The following is an 18,814-nucleotide window of genomic DNA, read 5'->3' on the forward strand; positions in this document are numbered from 1 at the left end:
GCTCTAGTCCACGCGGACGGCGACACCGTTCGACAGGACGAAGTCGTGGAGTTCCAAGTGGTTGGGAGTGGTGCCACGGGGAAGATCGAAAACCAGCTGGGTGGTGGCTGATTCGCCGGGGGCAAGTTCGAACGAGTAGTTGTAGCGGTGTTGCGTGGCCTGCCAGATGCTCGCGGGGGCGTTGGGGTCGAACGACGTGCCGGTGGCGTCGTACAAGCGCTGGCCGAACGGCAGGAACCACTTCGGCTCATCGGAGATGTTGCGGACCGCGAGCGTGACGATCGAGAACGACCCTTCCGCGGACTGCAGGCCGACGCGGCGCACCCCGGTGTCCAGGTCGGTCACGACGAACTCGAACTTGCCGTCCCGCACCGGAGTACCCGAAGGCGCTGGTACCTCCGGATCGAACCGATGCTGTTCCGGCGGCGGTCCCGGATCCTCCTCCACGGCCACCGAGGGTGGCGGTGCGCCTGCCCCGCCGCCCGAGTCACTCGCCCGGTTGCCCGATGCCAGCAACGCCATGCACCCGGCCGCCAGCATGAACGGGGCCAGGAAGACGACGACAAGCACGCCGACCACCTTGGACAGCACACCACCGCGCTTGCGCCGCTTCAAACCAGGCAGGATCGGCTGCCATCGGATCAGCGGACGCCGCTGGTACGCAGTCGATTTCGCAGGCTTCGGGAAAACCCGCCGCCCGTAACCAACGGGATAGCGTTGCTGCGCCCCCTGCGGGCGCGCAACTTGTTGCGGCACAACAGCGCCCGACGACTGACGCGGCACGACCGCGCTCGGCGACCGACGCGGCACAAGGGGAACCGCCAGGCGCGTCGCCACCCGGGTCGGGGTGGGGCCGGGCTCCGGCAACATCTTGGTCGGCGCAAGCGGTTTCGCTCCCGGCCGCACAGACGCGATTCCTGCCGCCGCACCGGAGGGCGGTTGGACCCCTGCCACGGAGCGGGACTGCGATCCGCTGTTCGCCACACGGCCCTGACTATTCAGCCGAGACTGGCCGCCCAGGCGGGTTTCGACCCTGGTCGGTCCGCGTTCGGGCAAAACCCTTGTCCGCGCAGGCGGTTTCGCCAGCTGCGCGGCGGGGACGGGTGGCGTGCGTGGACGGGTACCGACAGCGCGGTACGCGGCAGCGGCGAAATCGCCTGCGGTGGCATACCTGTCGGCGGGCTTCTTCGCCATGGCACGGGCGATGACGGCGTCCAGTGCAGTCGGAACAGCGGAGTTGCGTGCCCCCGCGCGGGGCGGGTCGGTCATCAGATGGGCGTGCATCTGCTGCGCCGGGTCGGTATCGCCGTAAGGGCGTGCGCCGGTGAGGCATTCGTAAAGGACGCAGCCAAGCGAATAGACGTCGGCGCGAGCGTCGGCCGTGCCGGTGAAACGTTCCGGCGCCATGTAGGCGAGGGTGCCGATGGCGAGACCGGTTGTCGTGACCGCAGTCTGGCCCATGCCGTGCGCGATGCCGAAGTCGATCAGATAGGCGAAGCCGCTGGCGTGCACCACAATGTTGGACGGTTTGACATCACGGTGCACCAGCCCGGCCCGATGCGCGACGTCGAGCGCGGCCGCCACCTGCCCGACTACCCCGACCGCCGCGACCGGATCCACCGGCCCGGCGGCGAGGGTGCTCGCGAGGTCGGCGCCCGCCACGAACTGCATGTCGATATAGAGTCTGCCGTCGATTTCACCGAACCGATGCACCCGCGGAATGTGCGGATCGGACAGCTTCGCCACGGCCTCGGCCTCGCGCTCGAAACGCTTGCGGTATCCCGCATCAGCCGCCAGTTCGGCAGGTAGCAGCTTCAACGCCACCCAGCGCGCACCCGCATCGTCGAAGGCCAGCCACACCTGCCCCATGCCACCTCGGCCGAGCAATCGCTCCAGCCGATATCCCCCGAATCGCACCTCCCCCATCGCGAACCTCCAGTCACCGTTGACATGTCGGGCCCCTCGGCACCCGATCACCAGTAGCGCCACCGAAACACCAGTTCACGCAGGCGAACACCGAAGGACCGAACCTCCTTCGGAGCCTAACCCCGGCCCACTCCACCAACCAGTGTGTCCTCGACAACACCCTTTCCGCATCCTCGGGTGCCGAGCCGAACATCACTCCCCCGCGGCTCTGCCCGCCACAATCATTCCCGTCGCACCAGACGCTCTGCGGTTAGCCTTTTGTCATGAGCGAGCTACCCGAGATCCGTATCGGCACCGCGGAACGCGAGGACGCGATGCGGCGGCTGTCCGATCATTTCGCGGCGGGACGGCTCAGCGTCGCGGAATTCGACGAGCGCAGTGCGGTGATCGCGGCCGCCGTCACTCGCGGCGACGTGACGAAGGTGTTCACGGATCTGCCGGAGCCGGTGGCCGCCGCGGCGGTGCCTGCGAAGGCCAAGCCGGACTCCGGTTTCCTGTCGGAGTGGCCGGAGCGGGTGATGGCGGTGATCCCGATCCTTGCGGTGATCCTGTTCTTCGTCACCGGCAGCTGGCTGTGGTTCCTGGCAATCCCCCTTGCGGGCGCGCTGCTGTTCGGCGGCAATCATGGCGGCCACGGACATGGCCACGGCCGCAGGCACCGCGACCGGCGGGCGCTCGACTGACGGCACGAAATCATCCCCGCAACTACGCAATCAGGATGACGACCGCGACGCGCGGCCCCGCGTAGCGTCGCAGGCATGACAGGGACACGATCTCGTCGACTGCGACGGTGGGTGCTGTATCCCCTCGCGTTTTGCGTGGTCATCGTGCTCTTGTCGATCGCAGCCGGGTACGCGCACTACCGGCTGACCCTGTACAAGGCGTCGCCGCGGCAGACCGGCAGACTGGCCTTGACCGGCGCCACCGTCCTGGTCGGCCCGGACCTGCAGCCGCGCGCGAACGCGACGATCCTGATCGAGAACGGCGTGATCGTCGCGGTCGGATCCGAGGTGGTGGTGCCGCAGGATGCCGAGCGGCGCGACCTCGCGGGCCGGACCGTCCTGCCGGGGCTGATCGATTCCCACGTCCATCTGCAAGCGCCAGAAGGCCCGAGGGGCAAGAAGATCGGGCCACTCGACATGCCAGGCCTCGTCGCCGACTGGTATCGCTATGAACCAGGCAAACGGCGAAATTTCCTGCGCAGCGGCGTGACGACGATCCGGAGCATGGGCGACGAGAACGCCTGGGTGCACACGCTGCGGAACAAGATCAGGACGGCCGAGCTGGAGGGCCCGCGCATGCTGATCGCGGGACCGATCTTCACCACGCCGGGCGGCCACCCGGTCGCCACCGTCGGCATCGAGGCGAACTCGGATACGGTGCGACTCCCGGAAAACCCGGAGCAGGCACGCGAGATGGTGCGCGCCCTGGCCGGCGGGGACGATCCGGTCGACCTGATCAAGGTGGTCCAGGAACGCGGAAATCCGGAACGCAAAGTGCTCGAACCGATCCGGCTCGACATCCTCACCGCGATCATCGACGAGGCGCACCGCCACGACACAAAGGTCTTCGCGCACTGGGGAACTCTGGCCGACCTCGACGATCTGCTCGCGGCGGGCATCGACGGCCTCGACCATCTGGAGCCGCGCGGCGTGCGCGAAGGCTGGCCACCTGGCATCCCCGAAACCCTTGTGCAGCGCGGCATTACGCTCGCGCCGACGCTCGCCGTCACCGACCAGGTGTTCGACCAACCGATCAAGGACGCGATCTACGCTCGGGTCAGGGAGTTCCGCGCCGCGGGCGGCCGGATCATCGCGGGCAGCGACGCCAGCTTCGGCGGCGTCTACGCGGGCCCCGGACTGATTCGCGAACTCGAACTACTCGTCGCCGCAGGCCTCACCCCGCGCGAGGCCATCACCGCCGCGACGGTGACGCCCGCCGCGACCCTGCACGCCGACGCGATCGGGACCATCGAGCCGGGCAAGGCCGCCGACCTGCTTGTCGTCACAGGCGACCCGCTGGCCGACATCACCGCGCTGCGCCACGTCGACGCGGTACTGCGGGACGGCCGCATCGTCGTGGACAACACCAACTAACCTCGACGAGATGACACAGCCGTTGGGGGATCTCGCGGCGTAATCGTAAGGGGCGTCGGCACAGATGGAACCGATCGAAATCAACGCGGGGACTTGGTATCTGCGTGCGTTGCGGGCCGACGACCGCATCGATGACCGACCTGCCCTCGCCGAGGGCGGCATCACTGATCCAGCCTACGTCGCGTTGCGCATCGCGGGCTGGGTGGAGGAAACCCACTTCTCCTGGGCGGTCTGCGAACCGACGACCGCCGAAATGGTCGCCGAGGTCGGCGCGACACCGGCCGAAGACGGCACCGCCGCGCTCACCGGCTGGGCTCGCACCGGCTACGAACCCGCGCTCGCGGCGGGCCTGACCACCGTCCGCAGATTCGTCGAAGGCGGGCTCGGGCTGCGCCCGATCACGCGCTGACGCGCCCGCCGACCCTGGACCCACACGTCCTGAAACGCACGTCGGGCGCGGCCGGACCAGGTCCGGCCGCGCCCGCACGGGTTCCTATTCGAAGCTGGTGAGCACCCGGTCCAGCGCGTCGACCGCGGCGTCCAGCTCGGTGATGCTGACGGTCAGCGCCGGCCGGAAGCGGATGCCACGGTCACCGGTGCCGAGGATGAGCAGGTGCTCGCGCTCACGCAGTGCGGTGATCACCTCGTCGCGCAGCTCCGCCGAGGCGACGGTGACCGCGCACATCAGCCCGCGGCCCCGCGGCTCGGTGATGCTCCGATGCCGCTCGGCCAGCCCTTCCAGCCGCTCGAGCAGGTGCGCACCGAGCCCACGCGAGCGCTCGATCAGCTCGTCCTGCTCGATCACCTCGAGGATGCGCCGAACCCGGACCATGTCGGTGAGGTTGCCGCCCCAGGTCGAGTTGATCCTGGAGTTGACCACGAACACGTTGTCGGGCACCTCGTCGACGCGTCCGCCGGCCATCACGCCGCACACCTGGGTCTTCTTGCCGAACGCGATCACGTCGGGCTGCACGCCCAGCTGTTGGTAGGCCCAAGTGCTGCCGGTCATGCCGACACCGGTCTGCACCTCGTCGAGGACGAACAGCGCGTCGTTCTCGTGGCACAGCTGCCGCATCGCCTGCAGGAATTCCGGCCGCAGGTGCCGGTCGCCGCCTTCGCCCTGGATCGGTTCGGCGATGAAACACGCGATGTCGTGCGGGTTTTCGGCGAATGCCCGCCGAGCCTGGTCCAGCGCAAGGGCTTCCGCCTCGGCGACGTCGTGATCGTCGGTCAGGTACGGCGAGTCGATGCGCGGCCAGTCGAACTTGGGGAACCTGGCGGTCTTCTTCGGGTCGGTGTTGGTGAGCGACATCGTGTATCCGGTGCGGCCGTGGAAGGCGCCGGTCAGATGCAGCACCTTGGTGCCGAGTTCCGGTGAGCGGCCGTTCATTTCGTTCTGCCTGCTCTTCCAGTCGAACGCGACCTTGAGCGCGTTCTCCACGGCGAGGCCGCCGCCGTCGATGAAGAACAGGTGCGGCAGCCGCGGGTCACCGAGCACCCGCACGAACGTCTCGACGAACCGAGCCATCTCGACGGTATAGATGTCGGAGTTGCTCGGCTTGTTGAGCGCGGCGGTTACCAGCTCGTCGCGGAACTCGGCGTCCTCGGCCAACGCGGGGTGGTTCATCCCCAGCGCGTTGGACGCGAAGAAGCCGAACATGTCGAGGTAGGAGGTGCCGTCCCGTTCGTCGACGAGCCGGCATCCGCGGGATTCGTGGAGGTCCAGCACCAGGTCGAAGCCATCGGCGAGGATGCTGGCCGACAAGATCTCGTGCACCCGGGCGGCGGGGGTGACCGCCGGGCGGGTGCGTTCCAGTTCGATGGTCACGACACCGAGAATACGCAAAATTTACGGAATCTGTACAGGAAAGCGGATTAATTACACGTAACAGCTACCTGTCATAGAATGTCTGCAGGATGATGGTGCTTCGAGTCCTGACGTTGGCGGTCGCTCTGATCTCCTGCAGCAGCTGCTCGAGGTGCCGCGGCGAGGCAACCCGAACCAGCAACATGTAGCTCTCGTCGCCCGCCACCGAGTGGCACGCCTCGATCCCGGGGATGTGCTGCAACACTGCCGGGGCGTCATCCGGCTGCGACGGGTCGAGAGGAGTGATCGCGACGAATGCCGACAACAGCTGGCCGAGTGCCTCCGGGTCGACGTGCGCCGTGTAACCGCGGATTACCCCGCGCGCTTCCAACCTGCGCACCCTCGACTGCACGGCCGACACCGACAGGCTCGCCTTCTCGGCCAGGTTCGACAGCGTGGCGCGTCCATCGGCCATCAACTCACGAATCAGCAGGCGATCAATGTCGTCGAGAACGGGTCGTGCTGGTGTATCCGCCATTTGCGAAGGCTAACCCAGGCGACCCGCTACGTGGCAGAAACCTCACCCCCATCCTCCCAAGACATGGGACAAACACGCCGCAATGCGGCCGAAAGGTACGGCGGAGCAACACATGACAGATGTACTCGGCGATCAGACCACCAGGGAACTCGCGGAGCGCGCGGCGGCGGTGCTGCGCGGACTCGGTGTAGAGCCACCGGAATCCGGCGATCTGCCCGCCCGCAGCCCGATCACCGGCGGCCAATTGTTGACGCTGCAAGCCAGTTCACTGGACGAGGTCGACGCAGCAATCGAGCGGGCCGCCACGGCATTCGACGCCTGGCGCACCGTGCCCGCGCCGGTGCGCGCGGCCGTGGTGCGCAGGCTGGCCGAGCTGCTCACCACGCACAAGAGCGAGCTTGCCGAGCTGGTGACGCTGGAAGCGGGCAAGATCGGCGCCGAAGCCGCGGGCGAGGTGCAGGAGATGATCGACGTCTGCGAGTTCGCGATCGGCCTGTCCCGCCAGCTGTACGGGCAGACGATGCCGTCCGAGCGGCCAGGCCACCGGCTGATGGAGACCTGGCATCCGCTCGGCGTGGTCGGCGTCATCTCGGCGTTCAACTTCCCGGTCGCGGTGTGGGCGTGGAACACCGCGATCGCGCTGGTCTGCGGCGACACGGTGGTGTGGAAGCCGTCCGAGACCACGCCGCTGACCGCGCTGGCCTGCCATGCGCTGCTGCGCCGTGCCGCGACCGAGGTCGGCGCGGATCCCGAAGTGCACCAACTGATCCAGGGCGCGGCCGAGGTCGGCGCCAGGCTGGTGGACGACGAGCGGGTTGCCCTGGTCAGCGCGACCGGCTCGGTGCGGATGGGCAAGATCGTGGCGCCGAGGGTGGCCGAACGCTTCGGCCGCTGCCTGCTGGAGCTCGGCGGCAACAATGGCGCAATCGTCACGCCCTCAGCGGATCTGGAACTCGCGGCACGCGGCATCGTGTTCGCGGCGGCGGGCACGGCCGGGCAGCGGTGTACCACGCTGCGCAGGCTGATCGTGCACGCCGACGTGGTCGGGCCGCTCATCGAGCGGATCGAGAGCGCGTATCAGCAACTGCGCGTTGGCAACCCGCTCGAAGACGGGGTGCTGGTCGGCCCGCTGATCGACGGCAGGGCCTACGCGGGGATGCGCGCCGCGCTGGACAAGGCGCTCGCCGACGGCGGCGAATTGATCTGCGGCGGTGAACGAGTCGATGGCTTCGGGGACGACGCTTACTACGTCCGCCCGGCGATCGTGCGGATGCCTGCCCAGACCGCGGTGGTGCGCGAAGAGACGTTCGCGCCGATCCTGTACGTGCTGACCTATGACGATTTCGACAGCGCGATCGCCATGCACAACGCAGTGCCGCAAGGCCTTTCGTCGGCCGTCTTCACCAGCAATCAGCGCGAGGCCGAACGTTTCCTCGCCGCGGACGGTTCCGACTGCGGCATCGCCAACGTGAACATCGGCACCTCGGGCGCCGAGATCGGCGGCGCGTTCGGCGGCGAGAAGCAGACCGGCGGCGGCCGGGAATCCGGATCGGATTCGTGGAAGGCGTACATGCGCCGCGCCACCAACACGATCAACTACTCCGCCGAACTGCCGCTGGCACAAGGCATCAAGTTCGGCTGATCGGAGTTCGCCTAGGTCAGCGGGTCGAACCGCTGACCTAGGCGACCACTCGTCAGTCGAGCACGGTCGGCAGTTCCTGCAACCCGCGCAGGAACGTGCTCGGCCGCCACTGCACCTCGTCGGCGATCTTCATGTTCGGGTACCTGGCCAGGATCTTCTCGAAGGCGATCCGCGCCTCCAGTCGCGCGAGCGGTGCGCCGACGCAGTAGTGGATGCCGTGCCCGAAGGCCAGATGCCCACCCTTCGTCTTGCCCGCCTTCCCGATCTCGATGTGGTGCGGATCGTCGAACTGGTTCGGGTCGTGGTCGGCCGCGGCCAGCGAGACCGAGACCAGCTCCTCGGCCGGAATGTCGATGCCCGCCAACGTCACCGGCTCGGCGGTGTAGCGCAACGTGGCCAGGTGCACCGGGCCCTCGTGCCGGAGGAACTCCTCGATGGCGGCGGGAATCCGCTCGGGTGTGCGGGTCAGATCCTCGTACAGGATCCGATCGCGCAACATCGCGTAGAGGCCGTTGCCGATGAGGTTCACCGTTGTTTCGTGACCTGCCACCAGGATCAGGAACAACATCGCGATGAGTTCCTTGTCGCTGAGCTTGTCGCCCTCGTAGTTCGCCATGATCAACTGCGACATCAGGTCGTCACCGAGGTTCTTCGAGCGCTCGGCGATCAGCCCGATCAGATAGGTGGCCAACTCGATGCTCGCCGCGCCGCGCTGGGCGGCCGTTGCGTAGAACGCCGACTTGGCCGCCGCCTCTTGGTCTTCGGCGTTCTCGGTCGAGGACGCCGTCATCGTGGTCGACAGCTCCCGGAAGCGGGCCCGGTCGGCTTCGGGCACCCCGAACAGCTCGCAGATGACGGTCATCGGGATGGGCAGCGCGTAGTCGTCGATCAAATCGATCTCGGGCTTGTCTGCCATCTCGTCGAGCAGCTTGTCCGCGATGGCCTCGATCCGCGGGTGCAGCTGCTCGACCGTCCGCGAGGTGAACGCCTTGGTCACCAGCCGCCGCAGGCGGGTGTGATCCGGCGGGTCGGAGCTGAGCATGTGTTCCCACAGATCCGTGCTCACGGTGGTGTATTGGTCGCCAGGCCGCAGCCGCGAGGTGATCGGCGCCAGGGCGGCCGCGCCCTTCTTGATCCTGGGGTCGGCGAGCACCTCGCGCGCCAGCTGATAGTCGACGACCAGCCAGGAGGTGAGCCCGTTGGGCAGCAGGACGTGATGGATCGGCCCCTGCTTGCGCAGCTCGTCGTACACCGGGTGCGGGTTGTAGACGAACTCGGTGCCGAGTTTGAGCAGTGGCTTGGTCATGAGAACTCCCTGGCTACCTTGGTTACGCTGCCCCCGCCGTTGAGGACGGTGAGCGGTTTCAATCCCCAGGCCTCGGCGATGATGCGCGCCAGGAAGCCCAGTTCGTCGTCGGAATGCGCCATTTCTGGCTTGATGCTCTCCAGCACCCACTGGATCTTCCCGTCGAACTCCGAGAGCCAGGTCGCCAGCGCGATCGGCTGCTGCGCGGCCTGCGGAGTGTCGATGCCCTGGAAGACGCCGCGCATCACGAACGCGGTCGGCTCCGCGCCGTGCCGCATCGCGGTCGGCACGAAGGGGTCGAGTACGCCCATGTTGGAACACATTCCGACGGTGATCGGCGGCGTGTCGACGAGTCGTTCGACCACGCCGTCGGGCAGTACGTCGATCAGCTCGGGCGGCATGTTCCTCGGGCGCGAGATCCCGCCGGAGCCGACCTCGTGCACGGCCTCGAACGAGGCCTTGCTCGCCACCCGCAGCGGCGCGAGATCGAACCGATCCAGCCACTCGCGCTGCACCACGATCGGCACGCGGGCAAAGGAATTCGAGTCGATCTGATTCTCTTCCCGCAGCCGCCGGACCGCCGTCAGCAGGACGAGGGGTCCGTTCTCGCCGACCAGCGTGCAGTGCCGCATGAGGTCGGCGACCAGCGCGAGATACAGCGTGTTGGTCGAGCCGCCGCGCTGTGCCGCAAGGTTCTTCCATTGCGCCGCATCGAAAGTCGCGATCACCGAACCCTCACGCCAGCCGAGCGGCGCCGACGCGTGCTTGGCCCGGTGCCCGGTCAGCGCTGTGCGCACCGCAGCACGATGAGCCGGATCCTTGACTGCGCGACGCGCTTCCGAAACCACCTCTCGCGCAACGGCCATCCCGCGTTGCACACCCTCCTTCAGCTCCGTGCGGAGTTGAACGGTCTCGACAAGCCCCTCGGTCGTCGCGAGTTCGGGCTGGACCAGCCCGATGGCCGCCATCAGGCCTGCGTGGCCATCGGCGATGGCGTGCGAGGCGACCGCGGAGCAGACCATGCCGCCGGACCTGGTCGGCACCGCCGACAGCCGCCAGCCGTAGCCGCGCTCCGGGTCGAGCGGGTACTGCGCCTGATCGTTTGCCCACGCCAGCGCGTCGGCGTCGTCGATCGCGGCATGTTCGAGGCTCAGCGGCAGCGCGTCCTCGGCAAGCACCCAACGCCAGCGCGCGAAGGGCACGCCGGGGCGGTGCACGCGCCGCTGGAACGGCCCGGCCCGCAGTGCCTCGTACATCGAGGTGAGCTGCTCATCGGTGAGCCGATGGTGCAGCACCGTCACCGTCTGGCTGATGACAGGGGCGCCGTAGCCGTGGTGCAGCCGCAGAAAGGCCTTGTCGGTGAGACCGACGTACACCGGGGGCATCAGACGGCCGCCTTTTCGACGAAGCCGCGGTCTTCCGGCAGCACGAAGTCCGGGTCGGCCAGTCGCAACATCCGCTCCTGGGCGACCATCGCGACCAATTCGCCGGAGCGGCTGAAGATCCGGCCCTGGGTGAAGGCCCGACCGCCCTCGGCCGATGGCGATATCTCGTCGTACAGCAGCCAGTCGTCGACGCGGAACGGCCGCATGAACCAGATCGAATAGTCCAGTGCGGCAGTCTGAATGGCGATGCCGGGATGCGGCGCGACCGCGGCGCCGAGCAGCGTCATGTCACTCGCGTAGGTCAGCGCGCAGCTGTGCACCACCGAGCAGTCGGGTAGCTCCTCGGTATAGCGCAGCCAAACCTGCTGGCGGGCACTGCCGTTCGGCTCACCGGGCACTTGGCGAATGTCCCAGCGATCCCATTCGTAGCCGGGATCGTTCGCACCGATGCGCGCCAACTCCTCGGGGTTGGGCGCATCGGGGCACGGATCCGCATGCCGCACACCACGATCGCCCGCATGGAAGGACGCGACCATCAGGAAGGTTTCGCGGCCGTGCTGCAGCGCCCTGATCCGGCGCACCACGAACGACCGGCCCGCCTTGACGGTGTCGACCAGGTAGTCGATGGGCAGCTCCGACACCATCGGCCGGACGAAGTAGCCGTGGATCGAGTGGACGGCGAACCCGTCCGACATCCCGGACGAGCCCGCGGCGAGCGCTCGCGCCGCCACCTCGCCGCCGAATGCCCGCACGAGCACTGTGCGGTGCGGAAGTTTGCCACGAAAGAAGTTCGTGTCGATTTGTTCGACCGCAAGCGCGTCGAGTAGCTCAACCATGCGCCATGTTTCCCTTCGGACGCTGAAACAGTTCGACGACCCCGTTGTCGCATCCCCCCGCACGGTTGGTGTGCGAGCGGCAATATGGATTCGCTTGCGTCAGCATCGGCGGAGGGACGACCGAGTGGCCGGCACCAGGTGCCGAGGTCAGGTTTCTGACGCTACGTAACGAATACAGTGAACCTCTGGTGAACTCAATTCAAGCCGCTGTAGTCCATTTCACAAACCAAATGACGACATCTTTACGGAAATGCAGCCAACCCTGACTGACCAGGCATTTTCCTACGCCAGCGAAGGGGCGTTGAGCTGGTCGAATACTGCCGAATTGTCGGGTTTCGGAAGTGAAATAATTCCACTTCTTTCTGTCGATAAATTCCGCGAAGTCGAGCGGAATTGAGACTAATTCTAGAAGTCAGCTGCCATCAATTGTGCAAAGTTCCAACTGGAAGCTATCCGTTTTGTCTTGTTTCGGGGGATACTACCGATTCAAGCCAGGTCACCGGCGCCCAGGCTGGGCGCACCGGCAGCACCGGATTCTCGCAACGGGATTTCCTTCCAGAACAGCACCATGACCAACGCAAGCACCGCGATAGCGGCGGCCGCCAGATACACCGTCGACATGGCATCGGCGAACCCGGTCTGCAATGGCGCGGCAAGCGTCGGATTCAGCTGTTGAATCACCGAGCTATCGTCGAGCACCCGCTGGATCGCGGCCGGATCGTGGCGCACCAGGCCCTGCGCGAAGGCGACCTCGGCGGGATTTCCGCTGTGCAGTCCCGCGATCACGGCCTGCTGATAGGCGGGCTGGGTCGAGGCGGCCTCCAGCGCGGCGGTCACCTTGGACGGCAACAGGCCGAACAGCGTGGACAGCAACGCCGCGACCCCCAGCGTGCCGCCGACCTGACGGAAGAAGGTGGCGGCCGCGCTCGTCACGCCCATGTCCTTCGGTGCGGCGGCGTTCTGGATCGCCAAGGTGATGGGCTGCAACAGATTTCCCAGACCGACACCGGTGATCGCCATGAAGATCATGGTTCGCCACAGCGGTGTCTCCGGCGTCAGATAGTGGAACAGGAACAGGCCGACAGCGACGACGGCGGTGCCGAAGATCGGGAACGCGCGGTAGCGGCCGGTCCGCGCGATGAGCCGGTTGGACACGATCGAGCCGACCATCAGCCCGCCGACCATCGGCAGCAGCTGCAGGCCCGCCGCGATCGGGCTGGCGCCGCGCACCACCTGCAGATACTGCGGGACCAGGATGATGCCGCCGAACAGCGACGCACCGACGACGAACGCGATCGCCACGCCGAGCGCGAAGGTCGGATTCCGGAAGAGCCGCAACGGAATCAGCGCCTGGTCGCCCATCCTCGCCTCGATGCCGACGAACGCGGCAAGGCCTGCCACGCCGACCAGATAGCAGGTCACCGCGCTCACGCTGGTCCAGCCCCAGTCGCGGCCCTGCTCGGCGACGATGAGCAGCGGCGTGATGCCGATCGCGAAGGCCGCCGTGCCGAACCAGTCGATCAGGCCGGTGGTTCGGGTGCTTCTCGGGATCCGGACCACCCGATAGACCACGACCAGGGCGATCAGGCCGACCGGGACGTTGATCAGGAACACCCAGCGCCAGCCGGTGATGCCGAGAATCGTGTGCTGGCTGGCGAACAGGCCGCCGAGCACCGGGCCGATCACGCTGGCCGCGGCCCAGGTGGCGAGGAAGTGTCCCTGATACCTGGCCCGCTCCCTCGGCGTGACGATGTCACCGAGGACGGCCGAGGCCAGCGACATCAGCCCGCCGGCGCCGACGCCCTGAACGGCGCGGAAGACGGCCAACTCGTACATCGACTGCGCCAGCGTGCACAGCAGTGAACCGAGCACGAAGATGATGATGGCGGCGAGCAGAAATGGCCTGCGGCCGTACATATCCGACAGTTTTCCGTACAGCGGCGTCGTCAGTGTCGCGGTAATCAAATACGCCGTGGTGACCCACGCCTGCAACGAGTAGCCGGACAGATCGTCGGCGATGGTGCGGACCGCGGTCGCGGTGATCGTCTGGTCCAGCGCCGCCATGAACATGCCGAGCATCAGGCCGCTCAGGATGACCAGGACCTGCCGGTGGGTGAATCCGCCCGGATTGTCGGCTTTTTCGGGAGGTGGCGGCGTGGTGGGCCGGTCGGTTCGATGTCCGTATTTGAGCAGCGCCATCGGTCACTCCTGAAGATCAGCAGGAAATCACATCAGTTATCGGAATGCGGCCAATCTCTTCCCCGGACCGCGGCGATCTTGCGCCCACCAAACCCACCACACGCGAAACAGCAACGATAATCCTCGGCCTCGACCCGAGAGCCGCGTAGTGACGTCTATCTCAATCATGATCAGTTGTGATCCAGATCACATCAGTTGCGGCAGCGCCGCCGGACCCGCCGACACCCCAAAAACGCCTCTCACCACGCGTTTTCGCATACCGGCGCCGGGTGTGTAAGGTTGGGAACACCCAACGCGGGGTGGAGCAGCTCGGTAGCTCGCTGGGCTCATAACCCAGAGGTCGCAGGTTCAAATCCTGTCCCCGCTACACATGAAATGACAAGGCAGAGGCCGGATTCCAATGGAATCCGGCCTCTTGCTTATCCAGGCGAGCGCGCAGCAATTCCCGAGGGACCAGCCGGGCGTTCGGCGGCTGCCACGCCCGATTTCTACCTATCCACGCCCGATTACTACCTATGCGCGCTGGAACGTCACCTTTTCACAAGTGGGAATACCTAACAGTTGACACGTCAAGACCAGCTTTGCCAGCGTGACCTGCGGCGACCAGAGCTGATCACCGCACGATCGAGGCTCTCGGCGCGCACCGCGAGAACTTCGATCGAACGAGAACGACATGGAATACCGAGAGCACGTAACGAAGCTCGTCGAGTCGCTGTTAGAGGTACCCGAATGTCGGATGGAGATAGCGCATCTCCAGCATCGGCTTTCGGTTACGCAGCAGGAGATCGTCGATGCGTGGCTGTTCTACGACCTTGCCATCATGGACTATTCGAACGAGTCGTACTCGTCGACGACACTGCGCATGGCGATGCATCTGCACAACTACGTGGCCGGAAACTGGCATGATCGTCGACAGGATGTCGTGCTGGGATACCTCGCACGCTTGGAGCCAACAGCGGTGTGCGACATCGGATTCGGCACGCCGCAACGCTATGTCAGGCATTTGCTCGGCACTGCGCAGGCGGAGATCGCCCTCTGTGAATTCGAGTATTCCAGCTTGGAGTTCGCGGCGGTCACCCTCGAGCACTGGCGCCCCGATTGGAGTAGTTCGGTCAAGCTCATCGAGCACGACATGAACCGTGATGAGCTGCCCGCGGGCTACCAGGTCTACCTCTTCCAGGATTCGATAGAACACGCGGCGCAGCCGACCGAGACGCTGCGTCGATATGTGGACAGCGTGGCGGCGGGCACGCACTTCATCTTCTCGCTGCCTATCGAAGTGTCCGATCCCATACCGGGACACAACATCTCGTGGACCGAGGAGACTGCGGCGACCGATTGGCTGGCTGCCGCGGGACTGCTGGTGCTCGACAAAGAAGTGATCCGGTTCCGCTGGGACCTCGATCTCCACGCGCACTCGCTGCACCCGGATACCCGTCAGCTTGCGGTGCTGGCCGTCAAGCAGTGACCTGCGGCGCCGACCGGTCCGGTCATGCAGAACTGTTCAGCGACTTGCCTATTCGCGAATGCGCACGCTGACTCCCTGCGGCGCGAACTGTGCCGCGGCATCCGCTATCGCGGCACGAGGAAAGGTCTCGCCGAACGACATCAGCACGGCGGCTTCGTCCTTGCCGCGAAAGCGGCGGGGAAACACGGGCGCGACCGTCCAGACGCGCACGCGCCCGGACTCGCCCCCGGTGCCGCGCCCGTCGATCCGACGGATATCGCGCCACGGCACTCGGCACGCGGTGCCCTGGTATCGCACGGCCAGCCCGTGGGAGTCGAGGGTCAGCGTGTCCGGCGTGCGCCACCGCGCCCATTCGACCCGGCCGAGGCGACCGAGCTTCCACAGCAGCGGGCCGCAGAGCAGCAGCGTCACGGCGGTTCCAGCGATGGCAACGGACACCAGACCTGAGGTGAGCCAGAAGGCGAGGAGTTTGATGGTCCCACCGGCGAGCACGACGCCGAACGCCAACACGAGCACGCTCGGCCGAGCTGGCCGCGCGGCGAAAACGGGCCCCTTCTCGGCACCGACCGATGGGTCGAGCTCCGTCTTACCCCCTCTGCCGCCACCCGCGTTCTTCATTCTCGAAGTCTATGAAAATCCCTGGTGAGCGGCGCTTGCCTGGTCTGGGAACCCGCGAGACCACGGGCAGTGGAATCCGGCCTCTTGCTAGCGCCGCAGCAAGTCGACGACGCCGGTCGTCGATTCCTTTCCGCCACCCTCGGCGACTCGGCGTTCCATCAATGCCATGAAGGGCGTGAGGAGTTCGGCACTGACACCCTGTTCCGCCGCGGTGCGCAACAGCGTGCCGTTGGTCGTGACCATCATCGCCAGGTTCGACTCGACGCCCTCGGCGTAGTCACCGCGGGCCAACTGCGCCGCGGTACCGTACGCGTAGCCAGCCATCGCCTGCTGATAGGCGACCATGAGCGGCGCGAACGCCATCGGCGAGATGTCCTCCTTGCCGATCAAGGCGAAAGCGTGTGCGGCACCGGCGAACATGCCCCACATCGCGCTGAGCAGCGCAATGTCGTACAAGGCGGCGAATCCCGGGTCGGCGCCGACGTAGTTGACGCCGGCGGGCACGGCCAACGCCTCGGCATTGGCTTCGTGCAATTCCGTTGCGCCGCTGTAGAACACATACGCACCCGAGTCCGCGACGCCGATCATCGAAGGGACGGCCATGATCCCGCCGTCCAAGAAACGTCCGCCGCGCGCGGTGATCCATTCGGACAGCGCGCGGGCCTCGGCGGGCGTGCTCGTGGTCAGGTTGACGATGTCGCGACCGGTGAGGTCGATGCCGTCGAGGGTCGCCCGCACTGCGGCGTCGTCGAGCAGACAGACGACGACAAGAGTGTTCGCGGCGACCGCCGTTGCCGCCGTGGCAGCGACCGCAGCTCCCGCAGGCGCCCGTCGCGGACTGCGGTTCCAGACCGTGACGGCATAGCCTGCGGCGAGCCAGGAACGGGTCAGCGCCGAACCCATATCGCCGAGGCCGAGGACAGTGAGCGCTTTGTTCGAGTGCACGGGCATAACGGTTAGTGTTGGTGGGGCACCCGGATCCCTCAAGTACGTACATGGAAGTGGGTACGCACTTCCGGGTAAGCGAACTGGCAGGTGGAAGGGGCAGTCGTGCCGATCACACGCAGACCGGGCGAGTACACGTGCGGGCTCGACGCGACACTGTCGGTGCTCAACGGCAAGTGGAAGATGCTCATCCTGTGGCCGCTGAGCGAACGCCCGCACCGCTTCGGCGAACTGCGCCGCCAGGTCGGCGGCGTCACGGAGAAGGTTCTCACCGCGCACCTGCGCGAGCTGGAGGCCGACGGGATCGTGCACCGGGAGGTGTACGACGAGGTGCCGCCGCGCGTCGAATACTCGCTGACCCCACTGGGCATACAGCTCAACGAGGCGCTGCTGCCGCTGGAAGCGTGGGGCCGCACCCATCTCATGAGCGAGAGCCCTGCGCCCACGGGGCAACGCTAGCGGCCCGATCAGTCGACGAGAATCTCGTCCAGGAATGCGTCCAGTTGGGCGATCATCTCGGGCGCGGTGCGGTGGCCCGCGAGGCCGTGCAGGCTGAGGCCGTCCACGATGGCGTGCAACCGGGCGGCGAGCATATCGGGGTCCGAAACCGGTTGAGCCAGTAGGTCGCTCGCCGCGAGGTCGGTGATGAGCTTGCGGCACATTGCGTACATGTCGTCGAAATGTTTGCGCTGCACCGCCGCAAGGCTCGGATTGCTCAGGCCGAGGGCGACGAAGGAAAAGGCGATCGATGCCTCGGTGGCACGTTGACCGTCGAGCGGCATGGCCTCGTGCAGGATCGCACGGACCCGCTCGCGGGGAGTTCCGATAGGCGGCAAGGCCTCGATGCGCTTGCCGACCCGGTCGATCACCTCCTCACACGCGAAGGCGAGTAGTTCGGCGCGGGTCGCGAAGTAGTGGCGCAGCGCGCCGGAGGACCAACCCGACTCCGCGGCCACCGTCCGGATGGACACCGCGTCCACCCCGTCGCGCGCGATGACCCGCCAGACGGCTTCGGCGAGCTCGATCCTGCGGGTCTGATGATCAACGATCTTCGGCACGGTTCCATTTTCGCACAGTCGTGTTATCTTTTATTAAGCTCGACTGTGTTAAAAAAGGAGGATCTTGTGATTGCGCTGATCATCGGGTGTGAGATCGGGTTCTGGGTGCTGATCGCGCTCGGACTCGCGGTCCGATACCTGACCTCGGCACGACGGCTGAGCACCGTGCTGCTCGCCTGCGTTCCGCTGGTGGACGTGCTGCTGCTGACCGCGGCCGTCATCGATTTGCGCCGGGGCGGGGAGACGTCGTTCACCCACGGCCTCGCCGCGATCTACATCGGCGTGTCGATCGCGTTCGGACCGCAGATGATCGACTGGGCCGACCAGCGATTCGCGCACCGATTCGCCGGCGGGCCCGCGCCGGTGCGGCCGCCGAAGACCGGGTCGGCACACGCCGCCCGCGAACGAGTCCAATGGGTCAGGCACCTGCTCGCCTACGCGGTGGCCGCGGTGGTGCTCGGACTGTTCACGCTGCTGGTCGGCGAGCTCGACCGGACGGCTCCGCTGTGGGGTGTCCTCGCGCCGTGGACGGTGGTCCTGGCCATCGACTTCGTCGTCTCGTTCAGCTACACCGTGCTGCCGCGGCGGTCTTAGGCACTTCCCGCAGTCTCGACGACCACAGCGCTGGCCTGGTGGGACCGTGGCTGCCCTGCGTCAAGATCTCGACACGCGTCCCGTCGCGGTGGTTGCGTAACATCCCGGTGAACCACAACGCCTTTCACTGGATGTGAGCGCCCCTGCGCGGCAATCCGTTTCGAGTTATGGAGAATCCAGGCTGTGACCTCGCCCTACGACGATGGCTCGCACGGCGGTCGCCCCCCTCGGGGCAGGCAACCGGGACCGGGCGGCTATCCCCCGCCGCGTCCGTCCGGACCACAGCAGGGAACGCGCCCGATGCCACCGCCGCGGCATGGCCCCGGTCCGGTGCCGCCGGGTGGGCTACCGCCGTCGAGCCCCCGTGCCCCGCAACGTCGCGGTCCCGCACCGCAG

General features: G+C 66.7%; 17 protein-coding genes and 1 tRNA gene. 8 read left to right on the plus strand and 10 right to left on the minus strand.

Annotated features, from left to right (window positions below; genetic code table 11):
• Positions 1-3: 3 nt before the first annotated feature.
• Positions 4-1,926: a serine/threonine-protein kinase gene (locus NA11_RS28200; protein ID WP_141717886.1), complete on the minus strand. Its 1,923-nt coding sequence runs from the start codon at positions 1,924-1,926 to the stop codon at positions 4-6.
• A gap of 263 nt (positions 1,927-2,189) precedes the next feature.
• Between NA11_RS28200 and NA11_RS28205 the strand changes: the two genes are divergently transcribed.
• The 3 genes from NA11_RS28205 to NA11_RS28215 all read left to right on the plus strand — a co-directional run bounded on the left by NA11_RS28205 (position 2,190) and on the right by NA11_RS28215 (position 4,431).
• Positions 2,190-2,609: a DUF1707 SHOCT-like domain-containing protein gene (locus NA11_RS28205; RefSeq protein ID WP_069165046.1), complete on the plus strand. Its 420-nt coding sequence runs from the start codon at positions 2,190-2,192 to the stop codon at positions 2,607-2,609.
• Between the two features lie 75 nt (positions 2,610-2,684).
• The gene (locus NA11_RS28210; protein WP_069165047.1) at positions 2,685-4,022 is read left to right on the plus strand and encodes an amidohydrolase family protein; all 1,338 of its coding nucleotides are present in this window, start codon (positions 2,685-2,687) and stop codon (positions 4,020-4,022) included.
• 64 nt (positions 4,023-4,086) lie between these two features.
• Entirely contained in the window at positions 4,087-4,431 is a 345-nt protein-coding gene (locus NA11_RS28215; protein WP_069165048.1) for a hypothetical protein, read from the plus strand.
• An 84-nt stretch (positions 4,432-4,515) separates the two neighbouring features.
• Here NA11_RS28215 and lat read toward each other — a convergent pair whose 3' ends face one another.
• Together lat and NA11_RS28225 are read right to left on the minus strand one after the other, a co-directional pair.
• Positions 4,516-5,850, minus strand: a complete 1,335-nt coding sequence (lat, locus tag NA11_RS28220; protein WP_069165049.1) for an L-lysine 6-transaminase — start codon at positions 5,848-5,850, stop codon at positions 4,516-4,518.
• A gap of 64 nt (positions 5,851-5,914) precedes the next feature.
• A complete protein-coding gene (locus tag NA11_RS28225; RefSeq protein ID WP_014981966.1) occupies positions 5,915-6,367 on the minus strand; it encodes an Lrp/AsnC family transcriptional regulator in 453 nt (150 codons plus the stop codon).
• 112 nt (positions 6,368-6,479) lie between these two features.
• Here NA11_RS28225 and amaB point away from each other — a divergent pair, with 112 nt between their 5' ends.
• Entirely contained in the window at positions 6,480-8,009 is a 1,530-nt protein-coding gene (gene amaB / locus NA11_RS28230) for an L-piperidine-6-carboxylate dehydrogenase (RefSeq protein WP_069165050.1), read from the plus strand.
• A gap of 52 nt (positions 8,010-8,061) precedes the next feature.
• Here amaB and NA11_RS28235 read toward each other — a convergent pair whose 3' ends face one another.
• From NA11_RS28235 to NA11_RS28250, 4 genes are all read right to left on the minus strand, one after another.
• The gene (locus NA11_RS28235; RefSeq protein WP_069165051.1) at positions 8,062-9,315 is read right to left on the minus strand and encodes a cytochrome P450 family protein; all 1,254 of its coding nucleotides are present in this window, start codon (positions 9,313-9,315) and stop codon (positions 8,062-8,064) included.
• The gene (locus NA11_RS28240) at positions 9,312-10,700 is read right to left on the minus strand and encodes a hypothetical protein (protein ID WP_069165052.1); all 1,389 of its coding nucleotides are present in this window, start codon (positions 10,698-10,700) and stop codon (positions 9,312-9,314) included. Before NA11_RS28240 ends, NA11_RS28235 begins: the two co-directional genes overlap by 4 nt.
• Positions 10,700-11,536, minus strand: a complete 837-nt coding sequence (locus tag NA11_RS28245) for an acyl-CoA thioesterase (RefSeq protein WP_069165053.1) — start codon at positions 11,534-11,536, stop codon at positions 10,700-10,702. The genes NA11_RS28240 and NA11_RS28245 overlap by 1 nt, the downstream gene beginning before the upstream one ends.
• Before the next feature lie 486 nt (positions 11,537-12,022).
• The gene (locus NA11_RS28250) at positions 12,023-13,735 is read right to left on the minus strand and encodes an MDR family MFS transporter (protein WP_084655138.1); all 1,713 of its coding nucleotides are present in this window, start codon (positions 13,733-13,735) and stop codon (positions 12,023-12,025) included.
• 293 nt (positions 13,736-14,028) lie between these two features.
• On the opposite strand from NA11_RS28250, the gene NA11_RS28255 reads away from it, so the two are divergent.
• Positions 14,029-14,102: transfer RNA gene (locus NA11_RS28255), tRNA-Met, on the plus strand.
• 369 nt (positions 14,103-14,471) lie between these two features.
• Positions 14,472-15,203, plus strand: a complete 732-nt coding sequence (locus tag NA11_RS28260; RefSeq protein ID WP_141717887.1) for a hypothetical protein — start codon at positions 14,472-14,474, stop codon at positions 15,201-15,203.
• Positions 15,204-15,251: 48 nt separating this feature from the next.
• On the opposite strand, the gene NA11_RS28265 is transcribed toward NA11_RS28260, so the two are convergent.
• Both NA11_RS28265 and NA11_RS28270 read right to left on the minus strand, forming a co-directional pair.
• A complete protein-coding gene (locus NA11_RS28265) occupies positions 15,252-15,821 on the minus strand; it encodes a hypothetical protein (protein ID WP_069165055.1) in 570 nt (189 codons plus the stop codon).
• An 87-nt stretch (positions 15,822-15,908) separates the two neighbouring features.
• Entirely contained in the window at positions 15,909-16,772 is an 864-nt protein-coding gene (locus tag NA11_RS28270; RefSeq protein WP_069165056.1) for an NAD(P)-dependent oxidoreductase, read from the minus strand.
• A gap of 99 nt (positions 16,773-16,871) precedes the next feature.
• Here NA11_RS28270 and NA11_RS28275 point away from each other — a divergent pair, with 99 nt between their 5' ends.
• Entirely contained in the window at positions 16,872-17,225 is a 354-nt protein-coding gene (locus NA11_RS28275; RefSeq protein WP_141717888.1) for a winged helix-turn-helix transcriptional regulator, read from the plus strand.
• 8 nt (positions 17,226-17,233) lie between these two features.
• Here the strand turns inward: NA11_RS28275 and NA11_RS28280 are convergent, their stop codons facing one another.
• Positions 17,234-17,824, minus strand: a complete 591-nt coding sequence (locus NA11_RS28280) for a TetR/AcrR family transcriptional regulator (RefSeq protein WP_069165057.1) — start codon at positions 17,822-17,824, stop codon at positions 17,234-17,236.
• Positions 17,825-17,890: 66 nt separating this feature from the next.
• Between NA11_RS28280 and NA11_RS28285 the strand changes: the two genes are divergently transcribed.
• Positions 17,891-18,418 carry a hypothetical protein gene (locus tag NA11_RS28285; RefSeq protein WP_069165058.1) on the plus strand — a complete coding sequence of 176 codons (528 nt, stop codon included), beginning with the start codon at positions 17,891-17,893 and terminating at the stop codon, positions 18,416-18,418.
• Positions 18,419-18,814: the final 396 nt, after the last annotated feature.

The sequence above is a fragment of the Nocardia altamirensis NBRC 108246 genome, from assembly GCF_001612685.1.
Taxonomy (GTDB): Bacteria; Actinomycetota; Actinomycetes; order Mycobacteriales; family Mycobacteriaceae; genus Nocardia; species Nocardia altamirensis.

What these genes read in the sequence shown, in the direction of transcription:
- amaB (WP_069165050.1), top strand. Translation starts at nt 6,480, where the DNA reads ATGACAGATGTACTCGGCGATCAGACCACCAGGGAACTCGCGGAGCGC.
- NA11_RS28265 (WP_069165055.1), bottom strand. Translation starts at nt 15,821, where the DNA reads ATGAAGAACGCGGGTGGCGGCAGAGGGGGTAAGACGGAGCTCGACCCA.
- NA11_RS28210 (WP_069165047.1), top strand. Translation starts at nt 2,685, where the DNA reads ATGACAGGGACACGATCTCGTCGACTGCGACGGTGGGTGCTGTATCCC.
- NA11_RS28235 (WP_069165051.1), bottom strand. Translation starts at nt 9,315, where the DNA reads ATGACCAAGCCACTGCTCAAACTCGGCACCGAGTTCGTCTACAACCCG.
- NA11_RS28225 (WP_014981966.1), bottom strand. Translation starts at nt 6,367, where the DNA reads ATGGCGGATACACCAGCACGACCCGTTCTCGACGACATTGATCGCCTG.
- NA11_RS28260 (WP_141717887.1), top strand. Translation starts at nt 14,472, where the DNA reads ATGGAGATAGCGCATCTCCAGCATCGGCTTTCGGTTACGCAGCAGGAG.
- NA11_RS28215 (WP_069165048.1), top strand. Translation starts at nt 4,087, where the DNA reads ATGGAACCGATCGAAATCAACGCGGGGACTTGGTATCTGCGTGCGTTG.
- NA11_RS28200 (WP_141717886.1), bottom strand. Translation starts at nt 1,926, where the DNA reads ATGGGGGAGGTGCGATTCGGGGGATATCGGCTGGAGCGATTGCTCGGC.
- NA11_RS28205 (WP_069165046.1), top strand. Translation starts at nt 2,190, where the DNA reads ATGAGCGAGCTACCCGAGATCCGTATCGGCACCGCGGAACGCGAGGAC.
- NA11_RS28250 (WP_084655138.1), bottom strand. Translation starts at nt 13,735, where the DNA reads ATGGCGCTGCTCAAATACGGACATCGAACCGACCGGCCCACCACGCCG.
- NA11_RS28245 (WP_069165053.1), bottom strand. Translation starts at nt 11,536, where the DNA reads ATGGTTGAGCTACTCGACGCGCTTGCGGTCGAACAAATCGACACGAAC.
- NA11_RS28240 (WP_069165052.1), bottom strand. Translation starts at nt 10,700, where the DNA reads ATGCCCCCGGTGTACGTCGGTCTCACCGACAAGGCCTTTCTGCGGCTG.
- NA11_RS28270 (WP_069165056.1), bottom strand. Translation starts at nt 16,772, where the DNA reads ATGCCCGTGCACTCGAACAAAGCGCTCACTGTCCTCGGCCTCGGCGAT.